Annotated in this window: 23 protein-coding genes; 7 read left to right on the forward strand and 16 right to left on the reverse strand. The window is 65.8% G+C overall.

Annotated features, from left to right (window positions below; translation table 11 throughout):
• Positions 1–42: 42 nt before the first annotated feature.
• Positions 43–1137, reverse strand: a complete 1095-nt coding sequence (locus EII42_RS03440) for a VWA domain-containing protein (protein ID WP_125170720.1) — start codon at positions 1135–1137, stop codon at positions 43–45.
• 182 nt (positions 1138–1319) lie between these two features.
• Between EII42_RS03440 and EII42_RS03445 the strand changes: the two genes are divergently transcribed.
• From EII42_RS03445 to EII42_RS03460, 4 genes are all read left to right on the forward strand, one after another.
• Complete coding sequence (locus EII42_RS03445; RefSeq protein WP_370318090.1) at positions 1320–2282, forward strand: L-lactate dehydrogenase; 963 nt, start codon at positions 1320–1322, stop codon at positions 2280–2282.
• An 81-nt stretch (positions 2283–2363) separates the two neighbouring features.
• Complete coding sequence (gndA, locus tag EII42_RS03450) at positions 2364–3818, forward strand: NADP-dependent phosphogluconate dehydrogenase (protein WP_125170722.1); 1455 nt, start codon at positions 2364–2366, stop codon at positions 3816–3818.
• A gap of 80 nt (positions 3819–3898) precedes the next feature.
• Positions 3899–4219, forward strand: coding sequence for a hypothetical protein (locus EII42_RS03455; RefSeq protein WP_125170723.1), 321 nt, complete (start codon positions 3899–3901; stop codon positions 4217–4219).
• A 25-nt stretch (positions 4220–4244) separates the two neighbouring features.
• Complete coding sequence (locus EII42_RS03460; RefSeq protein ID WP_125170724.1) at positions 4245–5153, forward strand: ADP-ribosylglycohydrolase family protein; 909 nt, start codon at positions 4245–4247, stop codon at positions 5151–5153.
• Here EII42_RS03460 and EII42_RS03465 read toward each other — a convergent pair.
• The 7 genes from EII42_RS03465 to EII42_RS03495 all read right to left on the reverse strand — a co-directional run bounded on the left by EII42_RS03465 (position 5150) and on the right by EII42_RS03495 (position 10456).
• The gene (locus tag EII42_RS03465; protein WP_125170725.1) at positions 5150–6193 is read right to left on the reverse strand and encodes a sialidase family protein; all 1044 of its coding nucleotides are present in this window, start codon (positions 6191–6193) and stop codon (positions 5150–5152) included. The two genes, EII42_RS03460 and EII42_RS03465, sit on opposite strands and share 4 nt — an antisense overlap.
• A 101-nt stretch (positions 6194–6294) precedes the next feature.
• Complete coding sequence (locus EII42_RS03470) at positions 6295–7659, reverse strand: PH domain-containing protein (RefSeq protein WP_158676383.1); 1365 nt, start codon at positions 7657–7659, stop codon at positions 6295–6297.
• Positions 7646–7963, reverse strand: a complete 318-nt coding sequence (locus tag EII42_RS03475; RefSeq protein ID WP_233558263.1) for a PH domain-containing protein — start codon at positions 7961–7963, stop codon at positions 7646–7648. The genes EII42_RS03470 and EII42_RS03475 overlap by 14 nt, the downstream gene beginning before the upstream one ends.
• Before the next feature lie 163 nt (positions 7964–8126).
• On the reverse strand, positions 8127–8393 hold the full coding sequence (locus EII42_RS03480; protein WP_125170728.1) for a hypothetical protein: 267 nt from the start codon (positions 8391–8393) through the stop codon (positions 8127–8129).
• Positions 8394–8465: 72 nt separating this feature from the next.
• Positions 8466–9251: a hypothetical protein gene (locus EII42_RS03485; protein ID WP_125170729.1), complete on the reverse strand. Its 786-nt coding sequence runs from the start codon at positions 9249–9251 to the stop codon at positions 8466–8468.
• The gene (locus EII42_RS03490) at positions 9248–10153 is read right to left on the reverse strand and encodes an ATP-binding cassette domain-containing protein (RefSeq protein ID WP_125170730.1); all 906 of its coding nucleotides are present in this window, start codon (positions 10151–10153) and stop codon (positions 9248–9250) included. The genes EII42_RS03485 and EII42_RS03490 overlap by 4 nt, the downstream gene beginning before the upstream one ends.
• A gap of 138 nt (positions 10154–10291) precedes the next feature.
• Positions 10292–10456 (reverse strand): aureocin A53 family class IId bacteriocin, encoded by a 165-nt coding sequence (locus EII42_RS03495; RefSeq protein WP_125170731.1) that lies wholly within the window; start codon positions 10454–10456, stop codon positions 10292–10294.
• A gap of 168 nt (positions 10457–10624) precedes the next feature.
• Between EII42_RS03495 and EII42_RS03500 the strand changes: the two genes are divergently transcribed.
• Positions 10625–11266: a response regulator transcription factor gene (locus EII42_RS03500; RefSeq protein ID WP_125170732.1), complete on the forward strand. Its 642-nt coding sequence runs from the start codon at positions 10625–10627 to the stop codon at positions 11264–11266.
• Here EII42_RS03500 and EII42_RS03505 read toward each other — a convergent pair.
• Positions 11169–12563: a PH domain-containing protein gene (locus EII42_RS03505; RefSeq protein ID WP_158676385.1), complete on the reverse strand. Its 1395-nt coding sequence runs from the start codon at positions 12561–12563 to the stop codon at positions 11169–11171. The two genes, EII42_RS03500 and EII42_RS03505, sit on opposite strands and share 98 nt — an antisense overlap.
• A gap of 68 nt (positions 12564–12631) precedes the next feature.
• On the reverse strand, positions 12632–13135 hold the full coding sequence (locus EII42_RS03510; protein WP_125170734.1) for a PH domain-containing protein: 504 nt from the start codon (positions 13133–13135) through the stop codon (positions 12632–12634).
• A 634-nt stretch (positions 13136–13769) separates the two neighbouring features.
• Here EII42_RS03510 and EII42_RS03515 point away from each other — a divergent pair.
• Positions 13770–14672: a sensor histidine kinase gene (locus EII42_RS03515; protein WP_158676386.1), complete on the forward strand. Its 903-nt coding sequence runs from the start codon at positions 13770–13772 to the stop codon at positions 14670–14672.
• Positions 14673–14691: 19 nt separating this feature from the next.
• Here EII42_RS03515 and EII42_RS03520 read toward each other — a convergent pair whose 3' ends face one another.
• From EII42_RS03520 to dnaK, 6 genes are all read right to left on the reverse strand, one after another.
• On the reverse strand, positions 14692–15579 hold the full coding sequence (locus EII42_RS03520) for a siderophore-interacting protein (RefSeq protein ID WP_125170736.1): 888 nt from the start codon (positions 15577–15579) through the stop codon (positions 14692–14694).
• Between the two features lie 106 nt (positions 15580–15685).
• On the reverse strand, positions 15686–16525 hold the full coding sequence (locus EII42_RS03525) for a hypothetical protein (protein ID WP_125170737.1): 840 nt from the start codon (positions 16523–16525) through the stop codon (positions 15686–15688).
• Positions 16526–16580: 55 nt separating this feature from the next.
• Positions 16581–16988, reverse strand: coding sequence for a heat shock protein transcriptional repressor HspR (locus tag EII42_RS03530; protein ID WP_125170738.1), 408 nt, complete (start codon positions 16986–16988; stop codon positions 16581–16583).
• A gap of 5 nt (positions 16989–16993) precedes the next feature.
• The gene (dnaJ, locus tag EII42_RS03535; RefSeq protein ID WP_125170739.1) at positions 16994–18130 is read right to left on the reverse strand and encodes a molecular chaperone DnaJ; all 1137 of its coding nucleotides are present in this window, start codon (positions 18128–18130) and stop codon (positions 16994–16996) included.
• 18 nt (positions 18131–18148) lie between these two features.
• Complete coding sequence (grpE, locus tag EII42_RS03540) at positions 18149–18679, reverse strand: nucleotide exchange factor GrpE (RefSeq protein WP_125170740.1); 531 nt, start codon at positions 18677–18679, stop codon at positions 18149–18151.
• Positions 18676–20541: a molecular chaperone DnaK gene (dnaK, locus tag EII42_RS03545; RefSeq protein WP_125170741.1), complete on the reverse strand. Its 1866-nt coding sequence runs from the start codon at positions 20539–20541 to the stop codon at positions 18676–18678. The genes grpE and dnaK overlap by 4 nt, the downstream gene beginning before the upstream one ends.
• Before the next feature lie 177 nt (positions 20542–20718).
• On the opposite strand from dnaK, the gene bluB reads away from it, so the two are divergent.
• Positions 20719–22452, forward strand: coding sequence for a 5,6-dimethylbenzimidazole synthase (gene bluB / locus EII42_RS03550; protein WP_125170742.1), 1734 nt, complete (start codon positions 20719–20721; stop codon positions 22450–22452).
• The last annotated feature ends 99 nt before the right edge of the window (positions 22453–22551 follow it).

Here is a 22551-nt window from a genome sequence, read left to right on the forward strand (position 1 = left end):
ACGGCTAGGCGGTATGCCGCCTAGCCGCTCAAGATCCTCGGCTCAGCAACCGGTCTTCGGCAGCTTTGGCCGCTGCGGCCCCGGCTGCGCGGTCACCGACGGGGTGGCCGAGGGCGTAACCGACGGCTTCGGGCTCATTGACGGCGATGGCTTCGGGCTCATTGACGGCTTCGGGCTCGCCGACGGCTGCGGCACAGGGGTGTGGGAAACGGTGAACGTGATCGAGTGCACCGCAGGCTGATTGACGCCCTTCGCGGTGGCGCTAGCGGTCACCTTGTACTTGCCTGCGGGGAGCGCCGGAAGCTGAGTGGTCCAGTTGTAGACCAGTTTGCCGCTCACCTCGGCGTCAAAAGACACCTTGGTCACTTCCTTGCCCTTGTCGTCCTCCACCAGCACCTGCAGCGTCTCCAACGTCGCGGATCCGCCCGGCAGCACACCGGCCAGCGTCGAGGGGTCTTCAGCGTAGATGCAGCTCTTGCCCTTCAGCTGGTCGTTCTTGCACTGGGACGAGGCAGCGGTGGTGTGGATGGAAAACACCTCGATGTTCTCCGCGGCCGCCTGCTGCACCTCTTTCGCCAGCGTCGAGGTCGAGCCGTTGCACCTGCCGTCGGTGAGGAAGTAGACCCGCTTGTTGCCCGTCGTGTTCTTCAGCAGCTCCCGGGCAGCCTGCACACCGTACTCGCACGCGGTGCTGCCGGTGACACCGGACAGCTCAGGGCTGCGATAGCCGAGGGACAGCCACTGGTCCACCTGAGCGGAGTCCTTGGTCATACCGAAGCCGGCCTTGCCGCTGCCGAAGTAGACCACGCCCTGATTGATTTCACTCGTCGAAGCCTGCAACGACTTCATCAGCGCCTTCGCGCCAACCTGCTCCCACTCGAAGATGGATTTTTGGTTCACCACGTCCAGCGTCGAACCCGATGCGTCGAGCACCATGACCACGTTCCAGTCCTGGCCCCCGCCGCCTGCGCTGGCAACGCCGCCCAGCTCGACAGGTTTGCCGGCCTCAGCAACGGCCCCTTCTGCGGGCTTCTTGACCTCAACCGATACCGATCCGTCATCGGCTCGGGCCACGCCGAGCCCAGCCGTGAGCGCCACAGCCGCGGCCGCTAGGCCCGCCAAAATCCGCTTCCTCATCAATCCCTCACTCCTGGCTAGAAGAAACCTGGCCCGTCAGTTCGACGTGCCCGCCCGCAAGGCTAGCCCTTCGGCGGCTCACTTTATGCCAACTGAACCAAAACTGCTGTCCCAGCAAGAAAAATTGGGGCTACAAGCCCCCTGGCTGACCGAGCGGCTGGCCAGATGAAACAATGGGCAACGTGAATGTTGTGAAACGTGAAGGTGCCAAGGTTTCCATCGTAGGTGCCGGAGCAGTTGGCTCCTCCCTCGCCTACGCGGCGCTGATGCAGGGGGTAGCCCGGCACATCGTCCTGCAAGACATCAACGAAGCCAAAGTGAAAGCGGAGGCTCTCGACCTCGCGCACGGCTCCCAGTTCTTCCCGGAGGCCGTGATCCAAGGCTCATCTGACGTCGCCCACACCGAGAACTCCGACGTGGTGGTCATCACCGCAGGTGCCAAACAGAAACCCGGCCAGACCCGCCTCGACTTGGCGGAATCCACGGTGAAGCTGATGCAGATTGTCATCCCACCGCTCGTGGAGCGCTCACCGGACGCGGTGTTCCTGATGGTCACTAACCCAGTTGATGTGACCACCCACGCAGCACTCAAGATCAGCGGCCTCCCACCTGAGCGCGTGATCGGCTCCGGAACGGTCCTCGACTCTGCACGGCTGCGCCAGCTCATCTCCGAAGAATGCAACGTCGCCGTCGGCAACGTGCACGCCTACGTCTGCGGCGAACACGGCGACTCCGAAACCCCGCTGTGGCGCTCCGCGTCGCTCGGCGGTGTCCCGCTGCTGGACTGGGAGCAGTCCACGGGCAAGCTCGGCCTGGAACGACGAAACGCCATTGCCAAACGAGTCGTCGGGGCAGCCTACGAAGTGATCGAAGGCAAAGGGGCAACGAACTACGCGATCGGGCTGGCCGGCACTCGAATCCTGCAGGCCATCCTCCGCGACGAGCACGCCATCCTGCCCATCTCGCGCGAACTCGACGACTGGTACGGCATGTCCGGGGTGTGCATGTCGGTTCCGACGCTGGTTTCCAGCGCCGGCGGCGGCCGCCAACTCGAACCCCCGCTGGCCGCCCAGGAACTACGCGACCTGAAGGCCAGCGCCGAAGCCATCCAGGAAGCCCAGTCCAAGCTCGAATCGGTCCTCTAGCAGGGCGTGACCAGCCGAATCTCGCCCACACCGGGTGAGATTCGGCACCCAAGGCCTGGGCGCACCGCCTAGGATCGGAGCATGGCTTTCCCAACTCCAGCACAAGAAGTTGCCGATATCGGTGTCACCGGCATGGGCGTCATGGGTTCGAATCTAGCCCGCAACCTTGCTCGCAACGGCTACAAAGTGGCTATCCATAACCGCTCCGTCGCGAAGACTGAGCAGGTGTACCGCGCGCACGGCCAGGAAGGGGAGTTCCTCCCGGCCAACGACATGGACGAGTTCATTTCGTCGCTTGCCCGGCCACGCGTCGCCATCATCATGGTGAAGGCTGGGGCAGCCACCGACGCCGTCATCGAAGATCTGGCAAGCCGGATGGATGAGGGTGACATCATCGTCGACTGCGGAAACTCGTTCTTCTCCGACACCCGGCGACGCGAGGCCGAACTGCGGAAGCGGGGACTGCACTTCGTCGGCTGCGGCGTCTCGGGCGGAGAGGAGGGCGCCCTGAACGGACCATCCATCATGCCCGGCGGGTCACCGCGCTCCTACGAGAGGCTCGGCCCGATGTTCGAGCGGATTGCCGCGCACGTCGACGACGAACCGTGCTGCACCTACATCGGCGCCGACGGCGCGGGCCACTTCGTGAAGATGGTGCACAACGGCATCGAATACGCCGACATGCAGGTCATCGGCGAAGCCTACGACCTGCTGAGACGTGCTCTCGGCCTGACGCCTGCAGAGATCGCGGAGATCTTTGCTGAATGGGATAAAGGCGAGCTGGATTCCTATCTGATGGAGGTCTCTGCGGAGGTCCTGCGCCACGTCGACGCGAAGACGGGCCGACCCTTCGTCGACGTAATCGCAGACGCGGCCGGGCAGAAGGGCACCGGCTCCTGGACCACACAAACCGCGCTTGACCTCGGTGTACCGGTCACCGGTATCGCGGAAGCAACGTTCGCACGTGCCCTGTCCTCGTCTCCCGCTCAGCGCACGGCTGCTCGGGACTTCGCCGCCGAAGCCGCTCCATGGGAGGTCAAGGACCGCGCGGCCTTCGCCGAGGATGTCCGCCAAGCGCTCTACGCTTCCAAGCTGGTGGCCTATTCACAGGGCCTGAACGAGATGCAGGCCGCAGCCGCCGAGTACGGTTGGCAGCTCGATCTGGCCGCCATCGCCAGCATCTGGCGCGACGGCTGCATCATCCGCGCGCGCTTCCTCAGCGAGATCACCCGCGCCTACCGTGCCGACCCAAACCTGCCGCTGCTGATCGCCGACGGTTTCTTCCGCGAGCGGGTGGCGAGCGCGCTCCCCGCGTGGCGGCGCGTCGTCGCAGCAGCCGCGCTGCACGGCGTGCCCGCCCCGGTGTTCTCGTCGTCGCTCGCCTACTACGACGCGGTACGCTCCGAGCGGCTCCCGGCGGCGCTCGTCCAGGGCCAGCGTGACTACTTCGGCGCACACACCTACCGCCGCGTCGACGCCGACGGAAGTTTCCACACCCTGTGGGGCACCGATTCCCGCGACGAGGTGGATGCCTAGCTGCTGCCAAGGGCCCGTTTCGTGTCAGCAGCCCGTCACGAAACGGGCCCGGCCTTTCCTGGCCCGGATAGCATTGAGGTATGCGCAGACTAGGGATTGCGGTAGCGGCTCTGCTCCTCCTCACCGGCTGTGAGGGCAAGCAGCCGTCACCGCCTGCCCCAGCTCCCATCACCCCTGCCAGATCCGATCCGTCCCCCGGGACCAGCGACACAATGGCGCCGCCCAGCACCACGCCCGTCGCGCCCGATACGGCCGGGCCAACGTCGGCGCCCGAACCCACTGGTCAGGCCGAGCCGAGCCGCAACCCGTCGTACCGACAGCCGCCCAGGATGATCACCACGGAGGACCTCAAGCGCGACGAAATCCCCTACCCGGTCCCTCCCGGCCAAACCGACCGGTGAGTAGGTGCCGCGCTAGCATGTGCGCATGAGCATCGCCGCCGCAATCACTTACGCCGCCGTTGCTGATGCCCTCGGCGGAGCGTATGAGGGTATGCGCCCCTTCCAGACCACCCCGCAAATGATTGACGGGGGTTTCGGCAACCGCAAGGCCTACTATTGGACCGATGACACCGCGATGTCGGTGCCCATCATCGTCGCGATTTCCGCCGGGCTGGATCTGCGCACCTCCGAAGGCGAACAGTACGTCGTTGACGGCTGGTCCGCTTGGTTCGATTCCAACCCTACCGACATTGGGATCCAGACCCGCAAGCTGCTGGCCGGCGTCGAGACGCGCACACCCGACGCGCTCGCGGCAGCCGCGCTCGACCACTTCCAGCAGTTTCCGAACGGCTCCGCGGGCAACGGTGCGCTGATGCGCAGCTACCCCGTGGGGCTGGCCGGCCTGGACGACGCGGACACGTACCGGGTGGCTTACCGGCTGGCTTCGCTCACGCACGGCGACCCGATGTCGTCGGCGCTCAGCGCGCTTTGGGCGGTGGCCGTGCGCCGGGCGCTGGCGGGTGAACTGAACATCCGCGCGGGCCTGCACCTCGTCGAGGATGCTCTGCGAGAGCGAGTGGAGGCGCTGATCCGTGAGGCGGAGTCCACTGACGCCAGTGTGTTCGCGCGCCGCAATGGCTGGGTGGAGCACGCGTTCGCGCAGGCCTGGGCCGCCATCCGACGCGGCGACGCCCCGCTGGACACCGTCAACGCCATCATCCAGATGGGTTTCGACACGGACACCGTCGCCACGATCGCGGCCAGCCTCCTCGGCGCGCGCTACGGCGACGCCGACCTACCCGAAGATTGGAAGCAGCAGGTCAAGGGATGGCCGGGCATGCTGTTGCCCGAGCTGGTGGCGCCCTTCGTGCAGGACCCGCAGCGTAAGTCCTAGGACTGCACCACGGCGAAGCGAATCCCCTCGTAGGCCCCGTATTCCCACGCGACAGCCACCCGCCCATCGGGCAGCGCCACGCACACGGAATACGCCGCCAGGCCTGCGTCGAGGACCTGCGCTGCGCCCCACCGGCCTGGGCTACCGACGCGCAGCACGAGGTTGCGCCGCGCGGCCCAGTCGGGGCCCGAGCGCGCGCCACGCCCGCCCGTCGGATCGGGCAGAGCCGCCGCACCTGCAGGGGCCGGCTCCCCGTCGGGATGTACGAGTGTGCACGCCAGCCTTCCATCGGACAGGGTGGTGAGTCCGCCGTTGCACCCGGGGTCGGGCAGGTCCGGGTTGGGCACGGTGAAGCTCTCGCCCCCGTCGGCGGAGAACGCCACGAGCCGCGCCGGGGTGGCCCGGGCGTGCAGCACCACAGTGCCGTCGGGCAACTCCGCTACCTTCGTCTCGTCGCAGCCGGGCACAGGACACCCTAGCCGCCACACCTGGCCATCGTCGTCGGAGATGGCCATGGCCACCGAGCGATCCTGGGTGCCTGAGCGCCTGAGCACCATCGGCTGCAGCAGACGCCCCGTGCTCAGGCGCAGCCCGTTGCCCGACGACGCGAACAGGCAGCCCGCGTCACCCGGCCAGAGTTCATGCGACAGTTCGCGGTGCGTCCAGGAGTCGCCACCGTCGGTGGAGCTGGCGAGCCACAGGCCCCAGTCGCCGCCGGGCGCTTGATCCTCCCAGAAGGAGGTGCCTGCGGAGCCCACATACCAGCACAGCAGATCCTCGCCCACGCTGATCAGGCTGGCGTCACCGCAACCCCAAGCCCCCTTGGGCGCACGCAGCCAGCGGGGTTCCCGCCAGGCCGAGCCGTCGTCGGAGGTGGTGAGGGCGATGCCGTTGGGGCCGGGCAGGTCCAGCGGCGAGGTGCGCACATCGTAGGCAGCGACGATGCGCTCCTCCGCGACGGCGAGTGCCGGGATGCGGTAGCAGGGCGCGGGCACAGGGGCCCCCGCGAACGGATCTCCTGAGCGGGCGAGGGTGAGCATGACCCGACTCTAGCGGCCCCCAGAGTGGGCGGGGACACTGCCACTGGCACGGTGCCAGACGTCGTTTCCTACGCTCGTCCTTCGCTCCTGAATAGTTTCAGTTATCCCTTGGCCCCGGCTGCTCGATGGAGCCACAGGGACCTAGCTAGATCACAGGGAACGCGCGGGATCCAATGCACCCGGATGCGACGGTCGAGCACCTTCAGCCCCAGCCATCCCCGAGACCCGAGCCGGAAACCGGGCCAGAGGACATAAGACAGTTCTCGCACCGCCTTACCTTCGACGATCCGAAGCCTACGCGAGAGCAAACCGGTTTCAATCCACACCGTCGAGGCACCGTGCGCCAGCTTCACGCACAGCGCGTTGGCCACCAACAGACCCAATGTCACGAGCAGGCCGGCAATCCAAAGCCCAAAAACCGGCAGGATCGCGAGGGCAAGTCCGATTGAACTCAAGATGACAAGCACGGGTTCCGCAAATGTCCGTCGGGTTGTCTGGCTTGGCTTTGACTGGGGCAGGAGTCGTTCAAGGTGGTGGTCGAGATCTCGCCATGAGATTAGGGGCAGCAACGGTAGCGATCTGCTGTCCCCACGCCCCGTGTCCAGGACGAGGTGAACTGAGCAGGTTCCAGTGAGCAGCATCAACGGATTGCGATCAACGCGCACACCAACAACATGCTCAAGCCGGGCCTCACAGCTGGCACGCTGAAATAGCCCACCTGATGTCGAGTACCCCCACGAATGCTGCCTCACGGTGTGGCCGTGATAGGCGAGGGCAGAGCGAAACGTTCCGTACCCTAGTGCGAGGGCAGTAACAAGAAAGATTGCGGGCGCGACCCCCAGCCCTGCAAGCCAGCCTGCGATAGTTACCAGCTCTAGGCCGGCGAGCTCCATCAGGTCAGCTCCCGACCCGATGAGAAAAGGCACCACGAGGAGGAATTGCCCATGCGTGAAACCGATTGCCAAGAAATCTATGGACCGAGAACGATGGACAATCGTTGCTTCGGGTGGCTCACCCGCCCCCGCTGCACAATTGTCGAATTGACCATGGAACTTCACCAAGCGTTCCGCATCGACGGCTGAGACAGCTTCTAGCGTAAGTTTCGAGCAGCCGTCGGCGCCCACCGAAGCGATAATCGTTCGCACTCCAAGGAGGCGGGCAGCCCAACCCTGCCTGACGTCCAGCGTTCCGATCTCACTCCAGGTGACGGTGACTCGCGAGCGCGCTGGCCAGCCTGTTTGCACGGCCAGCCCATTGTGATCGGCAAACCATCTGGTGGTCAACCAGTCCACGCTAATATATGTAAAGCGGGTGATTGTGTAATAGATGATCAAAATCGCCCAAGGCAGCGTAGCCCAAGAAGGAAGCATACTAGCGATAGTCCCTTGAGCGACCATAAATGGAAGGTAAGTGAGCATTACTTGAGCTGAACGCACTGCAAGCATGCGGGGATCATTGCGTTTCATAGTGCTGCTGCCTAACCCCGTATTTCTCAGCGATTTCATGCGCGCGTTGCTCTTCTAGCGGCCCGAGGGGATGGATCGATCCGAGCGTGCCAACGTTGACCCGACACAGACCTAGTCTCCTAGCCAAGGGGCCCTGCTGCACATCCACGTACAGGATTTGATCCGCGGGAACGAGTAGGCGCCTCGACAAGAAGTGGCCGGTGCGAAGCTGAAGGAAGTCGCCTGCGGCTTCGTAGCGGTACGCTCGGTGGCGCAGCCTCAGCAGAACCCCGACCTCCAGAGCGAGATTCGCGACGATCGCCATCACGATCACTGCTGTAACCGATGTCGGGATTGCCTCTGGCCACCAGAGCCAACCTGTGCACGCCACGAGGGCTAAGAGGACGGCGCCGACGCCCAGCGCGTTGATCCGCCAAAGCGTCAGAACTGTCTCTGGCAGAGACGTTGCGGGTGGCGTGGTGTGCATTTCACTCCCGAGCGCTCGCTGCAACCTCGCGCGCCTTCAGCCAGTAGGCGATCAGAGCGAAGAGGCCCAGAAGAAGCAGAAAGAGATCGGTCATGCCCCGGAAGTTGCCGCTGGCGAACACCCAGCCGCAGAACCCCAGGTAGATCGCGGGCACGAGGGCACCCAACCAGGGATGCAGCCGCGCGAGCCAGTAGTGGGCGACGCCGACGGCGATGAGGGCGACGGCGATCAGCACGTAGACGGTATCAAAGCGTTCGAACAACGACATGGGAGTACCTTCCTGTTTTTGATGGTGTCGTGGAGGGGCGGCCTCGGTGACTGCCGAGGCCGCCCCTGAGGATCAGGCACCGGGCACGCGGCGCAGCCGGTTGGTGCCTGCACTCGCAAGTGCGGCCAATGCAACACACCACAATGCCAGGACCGCCACCGCGGCTGGAGCCGTCATTACCGTGGCGGCTCCCGCTCCCGTGGCCGTTGCCGCCCTGATCAGCGGCTCTGGGAGCCAGGCGAATGCCCCGGTTTCCCACTGCGCGGCGTGCAGCGCCATCTCGACGCTCGGAGCACCCAGCATCACGGCAAGAACACCGCCCATGCTCACGGCAGCTCTGGGCCACCACGAGGCGAAAGCAAGCGCCAGGAGGCCCCACGTTAGGTGCACGAAAACGGTGCTGACGACGTTGCCCCAGAATTGTGCCGAGCCGAGTGAAGCCAGCGCAACAGTGGTGGGCAATGTCGCTGCCCCAAGAACAGCGACGAGCGTGGTGATGGCCGTCGCCGCCAGGGCAACCAGCCCGACAACTGCGGCCCTGGCAGCCACGATGCGCCGGTCGCTCATAACCATGCGGAGGCTGCGAGTGGTTCCGCTACCTTCGTCGGCCGTGACCAGCGTGGTAGCAAGAATCGCTACGAACAGCCCAGTTAGGCCACTCGACATGCCTGGCAGGAAAGCAACCGAGGAAATCTGGTCTGCCGCCGATTCGCCCGTAGCCAGCGCGGAATGCACCGCGGATACCGCGAACGCATTGAACCCGGCGGCGGTGAATGCGATCAGTGGCCAAATTGCCCACGTCAGTCGGTATGACCGTGCCCGGACCAGTTCGGCCCGAATATCATTCACGAAACTCATGCCGTCACCAGTCCTTCGGCTCGATACTCGATTTGATCTGCTGTCAATTCCCGGAATCGGTCTTCGAGGCTCACGGCCTCGGGCTGTAGGTTGGTGAGGCAGACGCCTGCCCCCAACGCAGCTCGGCCCACTGCCGCAGCCGGCGCAGCCACCCGGAGACCGACGGGTTGACGTTCAACCTGCCATCCCGCGCGCTGGAGAGCTTCGGCGAGCAACTCGTCGTCCAGGCTGGTCACCCGAGTCATGTCTGTGTTGGTCTGGACAAAATCGCCGATCGGGCCGGAACCGAGGATGCGGCCTTGGCCGATCACGACGATGCGGTCAGCTGTCTGGGCGAGTTCCGCCAGCAGGTGACTCGACATCAGCACGGCTGCGCCTCCTGCTGCCAGGGAGCGCGCCAGTTGTCGCACCCACGCGATACCGTCAGGGTCGAGGCCGTTCACCGGCTCGTCCAGGATCACGTTTTTGGGTTCAGCGAGCAGGGCGCCCGCGATGCCTAGCCGCTGCCGCATTCCGAGGCTGAACTGACCTACTCGGCGTCTAGCGACGCCCCCCAACCCGGTGAGCTCAAGCACCTCGGCTACGCGACCCTCGGGCACTCCTTGCACCAGGCTGAGGGCCCGCAGATGGTCTCTTGCACTACGGCGGGGATGGGCCCAGGACGCGTCGAGCAGGGCGCCAACTCCGGAGCGCGGCTCTCCCTGTCGCTGAACCACGCCGTCAATGCGGACGGTGCCGGTGGCGTCGCCATCCAGGCCGGTGATTACGTGCAACGCTGTGGACTTCCCGGCCCCGTTCGGTCCTACGAATCCGGTGACAGCCCCGTCGGGTACTGTGAACGTCACATCATCCAGCGCGACGTGCCCGCCGAATCGTCTGGTGACGCCTTCTATCTCGATCATGGTTGTCTCTTCCTTCGGCTGGAAATTCAGGTACAGGGCCGTCAAGTTTGGGCGGAATCAGTGAAGTGATCGTTTGGCCCAGAGGGCTCGGTGTGGGAGCACTTCCACTGTTCCCACGCCGAGCCCTCGACCCTCAGCTCACTTGATTCCAAGAGCCTGCTTGATCCGCGACACGATGGCGTCAACCGCAAGGCCATCACGGATCCAACCCATGACCCGAACGCGGTTGGCGTAGACCCACTTGACAGCATTGGCACCGTAACGCGCGATGACTCGGAGGACTTGGGCGAAGATGGAGAGCATTTCTCATTCCTTTCTTTCTGTCCGGGGCTTTCCCGGGCACGTCTCCATTCCACCTCCTGTGTGGTTCTCGCTGCCAGTGCTGCGCGTGATCTGTCTCCGGAGGGGGACATGACTGTCTACTTTTGGAGACGTCCGGAGGAAGGTTCCAGCAAACGCTAGAATCGAAACATGGCATCCCCGATCCGCGTCATGCTGGCTGAGGACGATCCCTTTGCTCAGCGTGCCGTTGAGAGCTACCTTTCTCGCGCCACCGACATTGAGTTGGTGGGCATCGCTTCCGACGGCGAGGAGGCCATCTCACTGGCCCGGGAGCTGCGACCGGATGTCGCAATCGTTGACATTCACATGCCCAAGCTCGACGGCATCGACGTGACTGCCCAACTCACGGTTCCTCCGCTGAACTGCAAGGTCGTGTGCTTCACAGCGCTCGGCGACGATCGCACGCTCATGCGAGCCATCCAGGTAGGCGCGTCGGGTTTCCTCCTGAAAACCGACAACCCAGGCTTGGTGCTGCATGGAATAAGAAGCGCCTACAGCGGCGATGCCCTGGTATCGCCCAAGCTGGTAGCGAACCTGCTGCGGGTCTCCACCACGCAGCGCTCTGAGCCGCCTCCCGGTTTGACTCTCAAAGAAAAGCAGTTGCTGGGGTTGATCGGTTCGGGGTTGACCAACACCGAAATCGCTGAGGAAATGTTCCTGTCCCACAACTCGGTCAAGACCTACGTTTCCCGCCTACTGACCAAGCTTCGCCGCCCGAACAGGGCCGCGCTGGCGGCTTTGGCCTACGAGTGGTCGCTCGTCGACAGATGACGGGCCATCCGAGCTGAACGTGCTCCCGGAGCCCGGCGCGATCGTCCGTGGAGACCCCTGGAGCCAGGAGCGTCACCGCGGAGCGATCAAGCAAAGTGGCCGCAACCAACCATGATCTACCCCTGAAACGCCAGGCGGATAGCGACCGCAGCGCCCCCGCATTGAGCAGGTAGCTGCGACGGGCCCACAGCCCGCGCATGAACGTCACCCGGCCGCCCTGCCCTGCGCTGATGCCGGCAGCTGTGCGGTTGACCAGCCACAGCGCACCAATCCCCGTGAGTCCGGCAGGCCAGGGTAGGCCAGCGAGAAGCAGCATGGCCACTGCGAGAGCGAGCGGCAGCCCAATCGAAGCCGAGAGCCCATGGCGGACTTGTCGCACAGTGGGGATTTCCCCAGGTAGGAACACCTGCACGTGCCGCTCCACGACGGACATAGGCGCGACCGGAAGAATCGTCACTCTCTGCTCAGTGCCCTGGGCACCGGGTAACACCAGATGGAGTGCGCCCATCCTGAGCAGGCGCATGAGAGGATTCTGGTCGACTCGCAGCCCGATGACCTCGGCTGCGCGCACATGACGGGTTGATCGGTCGACGGCGCGATGACCGATCTCGTAGGAATCGCCAACCCGGTCTACTCGGTGCCCACCGTAACGCAGCCACGCTCGCACCCACCCGTAGATCGCTGCTAAAAGAAGCGCTCCCAGCAGCGTCCATCCCGGGGACTGGGCAAGCCACGCCAGGGTGGCCCCCTCCCCTGGCAGGTGAACCCAATCGGCCAGCTCGTAGTAGCTGCTGACCGCGAAAGGTACCACCAGTACAGGCTGTCCATACGTGACGGAGATCATGGCCAAGTCGAGCAGACCCACCCGGCTGACCCGTTCCGGCGTCGGCTGTTCAGGCTCTGAGCACCTTTCATGCTCTTGGTTGACTGTCGTACGACCATGCTCGAACCAAGAACGCCATTGTCGGACATCAGCATCAGCGACGGCTTCCAGCACGATCGCTGGGAGAGACTGGGCGCCCAACGAGATCGTCACACGATACCTGCGCAGTAGCCGATGGATAGTGTCCTGCTCGACGCTGAGCGCGCTGACCTCGCTCCACCGCACTCTGGTGAGGGTGCGAGAAGGCCAGCCTGCCCGGTGGGTTATGCCCTGCTCGTTCAAGGCGAACCCAATCGTCATCCAGTCCAAGAAAATCACGGGAATACGGCTCAAGGAATACATCCACACAAACACCAGCCATGGCAACTGGGCATAGTCCGGCAGCCGCTCCGCGAACCCGCCCTGGAGTACCATGAAGGGAACGTAAACCTTAAGCGCGTCGACTGCCCGTACAGCAATCAGGCGTGGTCCCGGACGTTGCATCATCTGCGTCCGATCGACTCGGCCAACAGCTCTGCGTCTTCGGGATCCAGCGGGCCTATGTCGTGGGCGGATCCCACGGTCCCAATTCGCACGGAGGCCAGGCCGAGCAGTCGCGCGATCGGAGGCCGCCGCACATCGACGAACAGCACTTGAGCCAAGGGGATCAGAAGCTCACTCTCGACGACCACACCGCGCCTGACCTCCACCGCCCGATCATTGGCCCGAAAGCGATAGGCCGCATGGCTGCGGGGAATCAACCACACGATGTCGACGATCGCCCACCCCACCACTAGCGTCAGAAGCAGCCACAGCAATCCGCCGGGAAGTGGTGGAGCCCACAGCCGGTTCACGGTGTAGCCAACGCAGAGCACCGCGACCGTCACCACTGCGACCTCGATGCGCGACGCAGCCAACGCTCTACGTGGAAGGGAATGCCACCCGCTCACCGCTACTCCGTTCGACGACTGCCCCGAGCCTCCCTGCGACGAGATGGCACAACCCATCGGCCACTTCGGTTATCCTGGATGTCTTGCGGGGTTGGCGCTGCTTCCACCAGCGCCAACCCCGCTCCCAGTCCGGCTTCCCGCAGGAACACCGCCCATCAAAACACACGCACGTTGCCCAGCTCCAGCCCTGGTCAACCATCGGAGACATCCTGGTCTCCAAAAGTTGACCCACCAAGTCATCCAATGGCTCTTCCTGGCCCCCGGGTGTTGACTCCCACCCGGCTGCCCTCCACGATTGGGCCTGCAGAAAACCAACAACCAACAGTGGAGGAACTTTCCATGATCAGCTTCGCCATCGACAACTTCCCCCTCCTTGCGGCCGTTGCCCCCTCCGCTTGGGCCGCTATATCGACGATTCGGCATAACCGTCGCGCTCCAAAGAACTGGATAATGTGCCGTATTTTGCGCATCGCGTGTCGTTAGGACTTGTTCCGTGCGATTTACTCTACCAAGATTGGAGTCCCCCGGAATCGAGCCGGGGCTCGCGGCTGCGATGCTCGCTCTGGGGCTCGTTGGCCAAGCCAACGTACCGACATCCTGGTATGCCTGGGTGCTCGACGCAACTCTTTTCCTGGGAGGGGCTCTATGCGGAGCATTTCCTCGCGCTAGTACAGCCGTCCTACTGTGCGCTTTGATCGCCAAACTAGTTGTGCCTCCGGATGAAGCGTCTTTGATCCCGCTGATCACGCTGGTTGCGGTCCTCTCGATCGTCGGACGTCGTGTTCGCTACGGGTTTCTTTTCTGCAGCGCGCTGTCCGGCGCGATGTATCTGCTATTAGCCGTTCATGTAGAGGGATTCCCGCCCACGGCAAGCACCTCCGCAGTCCTTGCTGTATTCGTTGGTCTTGCAGCAATAGGCGGCGTGCTGTGGCGCAACGCCGCGGAACGGCTGGCCCTGCAGCGCATTCAGGCGAAGCGCGAGATGCTGGATCTGCGCCTGGAATTGGCCCGAGACCTTCATGACACGGTAGCTCAGAGCCTGGCCCACATCGCCATGCAGGCCTGGATGTTGGCCGACGAGCCGGACATTCCGCGCGGCGCTCGGCAGACGATTGAGGGGATGGGGCGCGACGCCTCAGCTTCAGCAACCGACCTGCGCCAGCTGCTCTCGACCCTGCGTGAAGATCTGCCTGCTCCGTCAACCGTCGGGCCATTGGCCGACGCGGATACGCTCCGCGAGCAGGTCGAGGAGCAGGCCGAGCGCCTTCGCACTGCCGGGCTGGTGCCAGAGGTGAATCTGAACCTCACCACCGTGTCGGCCGCGCGATCAACGGCCTTGGCCAAAACCGTCGTCGAAGCCGCTAACAACATGATCAAGCATGCGCCGCCGGGTAGCCGTTGCCTCCTCAGCCTGGTTGAAACCAGCAACTTGGTCGTTGGCACCTTCGCCAACCCCGTCGCCCCGGGACGCCGCACCGGTAAAGGGCTTGGGCTGGTGGGCATGGAGGAGCGGCTTCACCTGCTTCAAGGCACATTAGAAACCACCGTCGAGGAAGGTCGCTGGACCACCACAATCACGCTTCCTCGAATATAGGCACCAGCGTGGGCGAATGTCAGGCCTTCCAGTACCCCATGAAAGCGATCCGGCTGCGAGGCACTCCGTAGTCGCCGACGAGACGCCGCCTGAGGCCGGCGACGATGCGGCATTCCCCGGCCATCCAATAGAACTCGCCGCCTCTGGCGGGCTCGCCGAGGGATTCGCCGAGCGCGGAGAAGGTTGGGGTTTCCCAGACGAGTTCCTGCTCGTCGTAGTCGGGTAGGTCAGCGAGTTCGGCGTGCATCCGCCCGCCGGTGGCGTTCCGGATCACGGCTGCGACGAGCCGCTCCCCCCGGGGTCGACCCTCCCTGGCCAGCCACCGCACCGTGCAGCCGGGTGGGGCGGAGATCGGCAGCTGGTCCGCCACCTCCGGCACCTCGATGAAGGCGTGGCCTCGCGCGCCGCCGGGCAGGTCTTCCAGGATGCGAGCTATCGCGGGGGCGGCGGTCTCGTCTCCGGCTAGGACGATGGTCTCGGCGTCGCCGGGGTCGAACTCGATGTCGACGCCAGCCACGCCCCGAGCGGGCAGAATCAGCGACGCCTGGTTGCCCGGCCTGGCGGAAAGCGCCCAGTCCGCACCGGGTGCCGTACCCGGTTTGCCGTGTAGGACGACGTCGATGGTCAGCAGCGTTTCTGTGGGTCTCCGGTCGAGCGCCCGTACCGAGTAGGTGCGCATGTGGCCGCGGATTTCGGGCCGGGTGGCCAGCCATTCGTCGTACCAGTCAGCGCTGGTGGGCAGCCACGGGGGTTGCCCGGGGCTGGGGATGCCGACCCGAATGCGCTGGTCGAACGTCGGCCCGGCCCCACCCACGGTGGGCGGTAGCCGAAAAGTGATGCGCACATAGTGCGGCGACATGCACTGTGCGCCCACCACCTCGCCGACGACGGCCAGCCGCTGTGTCATGTGTTTCCTATCGCTCGTCGCGGAGAACAGTGCGGCGGTTTAGCGTGTGCACGGCATGGCGACCGAGCCCGGGATTTGTGCCGGTGGTTGTGGCCCGGCGCATCGTCTAGCTGTTCTTGTCCAGGTAGGTGGCTCCCTCAAGGAACATCGCCTTGGCCTCCTTGCCTGCCTTGCTTTCCTCGGCCGCGCTGTCCGGCCCGCCCACCGGAAACTCCGCCACCTGCACCAGGAACAGCGGCTTGCTCTCCGGCCGGAATACGCTGACCACCCCGTCGATGCTCTTGGCACCCTGCGCGGCATCGTCGGGCCCAACCTGACGGGTGTAACCGCATGTCACATCGAGGTCACCCTTAAAGTTGAATCCCGGCATCGCCACGATCTCCTTCGTGATGAGATCGCCATGGGCGGCTATCTCCTCCCGGTTGAACTGCCCGCAGATCGATGCCGGGTGCGCGTCGGGATTCTTGCTCTCCGCCATGAACATCTTCACCGTGGCCTTTGTGACTGGGTGGGAGAGGTAGACCTCGCCGTCCTCACGTTTGTCCAATACCCAACCGGGTGCCAGCTCGAACTCGGTGAGCCCGTTGACGTTCATCAGCCGGTCCGCCGAAACCTGCCTCCGGGGGCTTTCGCTCCCCGACGACGACGCGCCCCCGCCCGGAACCTTCGACTTGCGCTCCGACGGCGACGCACCCCCGCTCGGAGCCTTCGATTCGCGCTCCGACGGCGACGCACCCCCGCCCGAAGCCTTCGACTCGCTGGGAGGCGTGGGCTGCTCCGAGCTCGCAGGCTGACCGCCCCTGAGAATCTGGACAAGCATCCCGACGAGGACAACCGCCAGGACGACGGAAACCAACAGCAACGCTTTCACCGTCGTCGAGGGTTTCTTGGGCGGCCCATACCCCTGCGGGGTCGGATACCCGGCGGGCATTGACTGATAGTTCATCTCAGTGGTGCCTCCTCAAGCTAAGGGCGGGGTCGGGCTCGACGTGGTGGCGCGTCTAGCGCCAGCCGATTTCGCGGACCTCTCGGTAGCGTCCGGTGTGCACGCTGCCGCGCCCGTCGGCGGTGAACACCCTGGTGATTCCCTGGGCTTGGACGCGGCGCAGCGTCTCCGTGATGCGGCCGAGCTGATCCTTCAGCTGCTCCACCTCATCCTCCAGCGCCAGGATGCGCCGCACCCCTTCAAGGTTGATGCCCTCACCCTGCGACAGCTGCTGGATGTGCCGCAGCTTCGCGATGTCGCGCAGCGAATAACGTCGCCCCCGGCCGCGCGTCCGCTGCGGAACCACCAGGCCAAGCCGGTCGTAGCCCCGAAGCGTCTGCGGGTGCATCCCGGCCAACTCCGCAGCCACGGACACGGGGAAGACCGCTGCCAGCGGATCGAACGGCTGGGGCAGGTTATCCATGCCGCTCACCCAAACAGATCCGCGCGCGGATTGGCCTGATGCGAAGCAGCCGTGAATGCCTTCAACGCCTCCTTGGCTTCCTCGGACAGTTCCTCCGGTACCGCAACCTTGACCGTCACCAACAGATCACCCGGGGTGCCCGACGCTCGGGGCACGCCCTTGCCGCGCACCCGCAGCACCCGGCCATTCGGTGTGCCCGGCGGCACCTTGAGCTTCACCGGGCTGCCCGACAGCGTGGGCACCGTGATCTCTGCTCCCAGCGAGGCCTCCCCGATGGTCACGGGGACGTCCAGCGTGAGGTTGTGGCCGTCGCGGCCGAAGATGCGGTGCGGGGCGACGGACACCTCGACGTACAGGTCGCCGGACGCCCCGCCGTTCTCCCCGGCAGCGCCCTTGCCCTTGATACGCACCCGCTGCCCGTCCTGCACCCCGGCAGGAATCCGCACCTGCATGGTGCTGGCGGACTGTCCCCGGCCCGAGCCGTTGCAGCTCGCGCACGGGTCGTCAACGATCAACCCGCGCCCGCTGCAGTCCGTGCAGGGCTCACTCAACGTGAAGACGCCACCCGAGCTGCTGGCCGTCATGCCCGCCCCCTCACACTTCGGGCAGACCCGCGGCAGTGTCCCCGACTGGGCGCCGGTTCCGCGGCACGAGGTGCACGGCGTGTCGGAAACCGACCGCAGCGACACCGTCGTGCCCTCCACCGCCTGTTCGAAGCTCAGCTTCGCCTTGGCCTCCACGTCGGCGCCCCGCCGGGGTCCGCGGCTCGATGTCTTGCGACTCGTGCCGCCTCCCCCGAACAGGTTGCCAAACAGGTCACCCAGGCCGGAGCCCGACGCGTTGCGGAACAGGTCATCGAAGCCCTGCCCGCCGGAAGGCCCGGAGCGCGGCACCCGGAAGCCGCCGCCCAGCAGGCTGCGCTGCTGATCGTATTCCTTGCGCTTCTTGGGGTCGCTGAGCACGGAGTTGGCCTCGGAGGCCTCCTTGAACTTCGCCTCGGCCTTCTTGTCACCAGGATTGCGATCCGGGTGGTTGGCTGCGGCGATCTTGCGAAACGCCTTGCGGATCTCATCCGCCGAGGCGTTCTTGGACACGCCCAGGACCTTGTAATAGTCCTTGTCGAGCCAGTCCTTCGTGCTCATTGACTTCCTTTCCTGCGCTTAGGGATTTGCGACGGCGACGCGGGCCGGGCGGATCACTCGCCCCGCCAGCTCGTAGCCAAGCTGAATGACCTGGCTGACAGTGACCACCTCAACGGGTTCCGTCATCGGGGCCTGCATCAGCGCGTCGTGCTTGGCCGGGTCGAAGGGCTCCCCGACCTCACCAAACCCGACGAGCCCATGCTTGGTGGCCACCTTCTCCAACTCGGCGACGATCAGCTGCGCGCCGTGCGCAAGATCGTCGTGCTCCTTGGCGAGGGTGATGGCGTCCAGCACCGGCAGCAGGTCGCTCAGCACCGACTCGACGCCGGCCTGCTTTGCCAACCCGCGGTCGCGGTCCACCCGCTTCTTGTAGTTCATGTACTCGGCCTGCAGCCGCTGCAGATCAGCCGTGCGCTCTGCCGCAAGGGCCTCGTAGTCGACGGTGGCCTCCGCCGCGGGGGCGGGTGCCTCTTCCTGGCTCACATCGGCCGAAGCCGGGGCGGGGTCCAGGACCTCGCCCACGGCTTCGTCGGGAACGAATTCGCTCACTTGTCTTCCTTCGGATCCTCTTCAACGATCTCCGCGTCGACGATATCCGAATCGGCGTCGCTGGAGGCTTCCGCGTCGTCCGCGCCGCTAGGCTCGGCGGAGGAGGCCTGCTGCGCGGCGGCCTGGGCGGCCGCGTACATCGCCTGGCCCATCGCGGCGGCCTTCTGGTTGAGGTCGTCGATGGCAGACTTCACCGCGTCGTCGTCCTCACCCTTCAGGGCTTCCTTCAGCTTGTCGACGGCCTCGACGACGGGAGCCTTGGTGGACTCGTCGATCTTGTCCTCGTTCTCCTTCAGGAGCTTCTCGGTGCGGAAGACGAGCGCGTCGCCCTCGTTGCGCATCTCGACGGCCTCGCGGCGCTTCTTGTCTTCTTCGGCGAACTGCTCTGCGTCCTTCACCATGCGGTTGATCTCGTCCTTGTTGAGGGCCGAGCCGCCGGTGACGGTCATGGACTGTTCCTTGTTGGTGGCCAGGTCCTTGGCGGAGACGTGCACGATGCCGTTGGCGTCGATGTCGAAGGTGACCTCGATCTGCGGCACAGAGCGCGGCGCGGGCAGGATGCCGGTCAGTTCGAAGTTGCCGAGCGACTTGTTGTCGCGGGCGAACTCGCGCTCACCCTGGTACACCTGGATCATCACGGCGGGCTGGTTGTCCTCGGCGGTGGTGAACACCTCGGAACGCTTGGTCGGGATGGTGGTGTTGCGCTCGATGATCTTGGTCATCACGCCGCCCTTGGTCTCGATGCCGAGGCTGAGCGGGGTGACGTCGAGCAGCAGCACATCCTTGACCTCACCCTTCAGCACGCCGGCCTGGAGGGACGCGCCCAGGGCGACGACCTCGTCGGGGTTGACGCCCTTATTGGGCTCCTTGCCGCCGGTGAGTTCCTTCACCAGGTCAGCGACGGCGGGCATGCGGGTGGAGCCGCCGACGAGCAGCACCTGGTCGATCTTGTCCACCGAGATGCCGGCGTCCTTGATGACCGCGTTGAACGGTGCGCGGCAGCGGTCCAGGAGGTCCTGGGTGAGGCGCTGGAACTCGGCGCGGGTCAGCTTCTCGTCGAGGTGCAGCGGGCCGGAGGCCGAGGCGGTGATGTAGGGCAGGTTGATGGAGGTCTCGGAGGCGGAGCTGAGTTCGATCTTCGCGCGCTCGGCGGCCTCCTGGAGGCGCTGGCGGGCCATCTTGTCGGCCAGCAGGTCGACGCCGTGCTTGTTCTTGAATTGCGTGGCCAGCCACTCCATGACGGTGTGATCCCAGTCGTCGCCGCCCAGGCGGTTGTCGCCGTTGGTGGCCTTCACCTCGAACACGCCGTCGGCGATGTCGAGCAGCGAGACGTCGAAGGTGCCGCCGCCCAGGTCGAACACGAGAACGGTCTGCTCGACGTCGCCCTTGTCGAGGCCGTAGGCGAGGGCCGCGGCCGTGGGCTCGTTAATAATGCGGTCCACCTTGAGGCCCGCGATCTCACCGGCCTCCTTGGTGGCCTGGCGCTCAGCGTCGGAGAAGTAGGCGGGCACGGTGATGACCGCGTTGGTGACGGTCTCGCCCAGGTAGGCCTCGGCGTCGCGCTTCAGCTTCTGCAGCACGAAGGCCGAGATCTGCTGCGGGCGGTAGTCCTTGCCGTCGATGGAGACCTTCCAATCGGTGCCCATGTGGCGCTTGACGGAGCGGACGGTGCGGTCGACGTTGGTGACCGCCTGGCGCTTGGCGACCTCGCCGACGAGGACCTCACCAGAGTTGGAGAACGCGACCACACTCGGTGTGGTGCGCGCACCCTCCGCGTTGGGGATGACGACGGGCTCGCCGCCTTCGAGGACGGCGACGCACGAGTTGGTGGTTCCGAGGTCGATGCCTACTGCACGAGCCATTGAGGTTTCCTCCAGAGTTGAAGACTTAAGGGTCAGTCCCCTTGAGCGGGGTTGACTCAAGTTAACCACAGCGAAGGTTCACGCGCAACTAGGTTGAGCCGACCCGACTCAATGCCACTCGGGCAGCGCGGCCACCCCGCCCGTCGGCGCCCCAAACCAACCGAGTAGCCTGCCGACGTGCCAGCTACCCCCTTCAACCGCCCCACCCCGCTGATCGGCGACGCAACGTCGTCGGTCGACCGCGGCCTGCGCCCCGATGGCTGGGCCTTCGGCGACGACGCCAAGACCCACCTGCGCAACATCATCGACGCCCGCCGCGACATCCGCCGCTACCGCCCCGACCCCGTGCCCGCCGAACTGATCCGCGACATCATCGAGGCCGGACACCACGGGCCCAGCGTGGGCCACTCACAGCCCTGGCGGTTCATCGTCGTGCACGAGGCCAGCACCCGGGAAGCGGCAGCCGTGATGGCCGACCGGGAGCGGCTCCGGCAGGCCCAGCTGCTCACCCCCGACCGCCGCAAGCGTCTGCTCGACCTGCAACTCGAAGGCATCCGAGAGGCCCCCGTCGGGCTGATCGTGGCCTGCGACCGCCGCACACCCGCCTCCGGGGTGCTGGGCCGCAACACCTACACCGACGCGGATCTGTGGAGCTGCGCGGCCGCCATCCAAAACATGTGGCTCACCGCCCGAGCACACGGCCTGGGCATGGGCTGGGTGACGCTGTTCCAGCCCGACGAGCTGGCCCGCCTGCTCAGGCTGCCCGAGGGCGTGGAAACCCTGGGCTGGCTGTGCCTGGGCTGGCCCGACGAGCGCCCGCCCGCGCCCGGCCTGGAGCGTCGCGGCTGGTCCAAGCGGCTACCCCTCGACGACGTGATCCTCGACGAGCGCTGGCCCGACTCGGACTCGCCCGCCGCGCCCGTGAACGCGCTGCGCGTGGCGGCACCGGAGCAGCGCCGGGTCGTCGGGGCACACGACGACGCCGACCGCCTGCTCACCCCGCCCGGCTCCCTCGGGCTGCTCGACCAGACGTTGGACAGGGTCGTGGCCGCCGCCGGACCCGACGTGGACACCGGAACCCTCATCGTCGTCGGCGCGGACCACCCGGTGACCAAGCACGGCATCTCCGCCTTCGACGTGAGCGTCACCGCCGACGTGATGCGCGCCAGCGTCGAGGGCACCGCTCTCGGCGCCGCCACCGCCACCGCCTGCGGGCTCAGCTCCATCACCGTAGACGCGGGTGTCGCCGACGGCCCGATCCCCGGGGCGATCCACGTGCGGCAGCACGGCCCCCGGGGCGACATCGTCGAAACCGACGCGCTCCCACGCTCGGCGGCCGAGGCGCTCGTCGAGGCGGGCGTGAAGCTGGGCGCCACCGCCCACGGGCTGGTCTGCCTCGGCGAGATCGGCATCGGCAACACGACGCTCGCCTCGACCCTGGCCGCGGCGCTGACGGGAATGAGCGTCGCCGACGCCGTCGGGTTGGGCGCCAGCTCGGACGCCGCGATGGTGGAGCGCAAGCAGTCGGTGGTGGCCAGAGCGCTCGCGCGCGTCGCCGATCGAAACCTCGATCCCATCGGCATCGTGGCTGCGCTCGGCGGCCCGGAGTTCGCGGTGCTGCTGGGCGTCACCCTGGGTGCCGCCAACTCCGGCAAGGTGGTGGTGCTCGACGGGCTCGCGACGTCGGTGGCCGCGCTGGCTGCGGTGCGGGTCACGCCGGGCGCGCAGGGCTGGCTCGTCGCCTCCCACGTCAGTCGGGAACGCGCGCACGCCCAGGTGCTGGCGGAGCTGGGCCTGGAACCCCTGCTCGACCTCCGGCTGCGCGCGGGAGAAGGCGTCGGCGCCTGCTACGGCGCCCAGGCGCTCCTCACCGGGCTGAGCGTGCGACGCACCGCAGCCCGCTGGGGCTGAACCGGCGTGCGCTGGTGGGTTGGGTGAGTATGGGTGCTTAGGTTGTGGGTGTGGGGTACCTAGGTGTGGGTACTCGTTTTTCGTGTTGGTGTGTGGTTG

This window comes from Tessaracoccus sp. OH4464_COT-324, assembly GCF_003932855.1.
Lineage (GTDB): Bacteria > Actinomycetota > Actinomycetes > Propionibacteriales > Propionibacteriaceae > Arachnia.

Excerpts from the sequence above, each read along its gene's own strand:
- EII42_RS03485 (WP_125170729.1), bottom strand. The coding sequence starts at position 9,251 with ATGAGTTTCGTGAATGATATTCGGGCCGAACTGGTCCGGGCACGGTCA.
- EII42_RS03530 (WP_125170738.1), bottom strand. The coding sequence starts at position 16,988 with ATGGATAACCTGCCCCAGCCGTTCGATCCGCTGGCAGCGGTCTTCCCC.
- EII42_RS03520 (WP_125170736.1), bottom strand. The coding sequence starts at position 15,579 with ATGACACAGCGGCTGGCCGTCGTCGGCGAGGTGGTGGGCGCACAGTGC.
- EII42_RS03465 (WP_125170725.1), bottom strand. The coding sequence starts at position 6,193 with ATGCTCACCCTCGCCCGCTCAGGAGATCCGTTCGCGGGGGCCCCTGTG.
- EII42_RS03490 (WP_125170730.1), bottom strand. The coding sequence starts at position 10,153 with ATGATCGAGATAGAAGGCGTCACCAGACGATTCGGCGGGCACGTCGCG.
- EII42_RS03470 (WP_158676383.1), bottom strand. The coding sequence starts at position 7,659 with ATGAAACGCAATGATCCCCGCATGCTTGCAGTGCGTTCAGCTCAAGTA.
- gndA (WP_125170722.1), top strand. The coding sequence starts at position 2,364 with ATGGCTTTCCCAACTCCAGCACAAGAAGTTGCCGATATCGGTGTCACC.
- EII42_RS03440 (WP_125170720.1), bottom strand. The coding sequence starts at position 1,137 with ATGAGGAAGCGGATTTTGGCGGGCCTAGCGGCCGCGGCTGTGGCGCTC.
- EII42_RS03500 (WP_125170732.1), top strand. The coding sequence starts at position 10,625 with ATGGCATCCCCGATCCGCGTCATGCTGGCTGAGGACGATCCCTTTGCT.
- dnaJ (WP_125170739.1), bottom strand. The coding sequence starts at position 18,130 with ATGAGCACGAAGGACTGGCTCGACAAGGACTATTACAAGGTCCTGGGC.
- dnaK (WP_125170741.1), bottom strand. The coding sequence starts at position 20,541 with ATGGCTCGTGCAGTAGGCATCGACCTCGGAACCACCAACTCGTGCGTC.
- EII42_RS03525 (WP_125170737.1), bottom strand. The coding sequence starts at position 16,525 with ATGAACTATCAGTCAATGCCCGCCGGGTATCCGACCCCGCAGGGGTAT.
- EII42_RS03495 (WP_125170731.1), bottom strand. The coding sequence starts at position 10,456 with ATGCTCTCCATCTTCGCCCAAGTCCTCCGAGTCATCGCGCGTTACGGT.
- EII42_RS03480 (WP_125170728.1), bottom strand. The coding sequence starts at position 8,393 with ATGTCGTTGTTCGAACGCTTTGATACCGTCTACGTGCTGATCGCCGTC.
- EII42_RS03455 (WP_125170723.1), top strand. The coding sequence starts at position 3,899 with ATGCGCAGACTAGGGATTGCGGTAGCGGCTCTGCTCCTCCTCACCGGC.
- EII42_RS03510 (WP_125170734.1), bottom strand. The coding sequence starts at position 13,135 with ATGGGTTGTGCCATCTCGTCGCAGGGAGGCTCGGGGCAGTCGTCGAAC.
- EII42_RS03505 (WP_158676385.1), bottom strand. The coding sequence starts at position 12,563 with ATGGTACTCCAGGGCGGGTTCGCGGAGCGGCTGCCGGACTATGCCCAG.
- EII42_RS03475 (WP_233558263.1), bottom strand. The coding sequence starts at position 7,963 with ATGGCGATCGTCGCGAATCTCGCTCTGGAGGTCGGGGTTCTGCTGAGG.
- EII42_RS03460 (WP_125170724.1), top strand. The coding sequence starts at position 4,245 with ATGAGCATCGCCGCCGCAATCACTTACGCCGCCGTTGCTGATGCCCTC.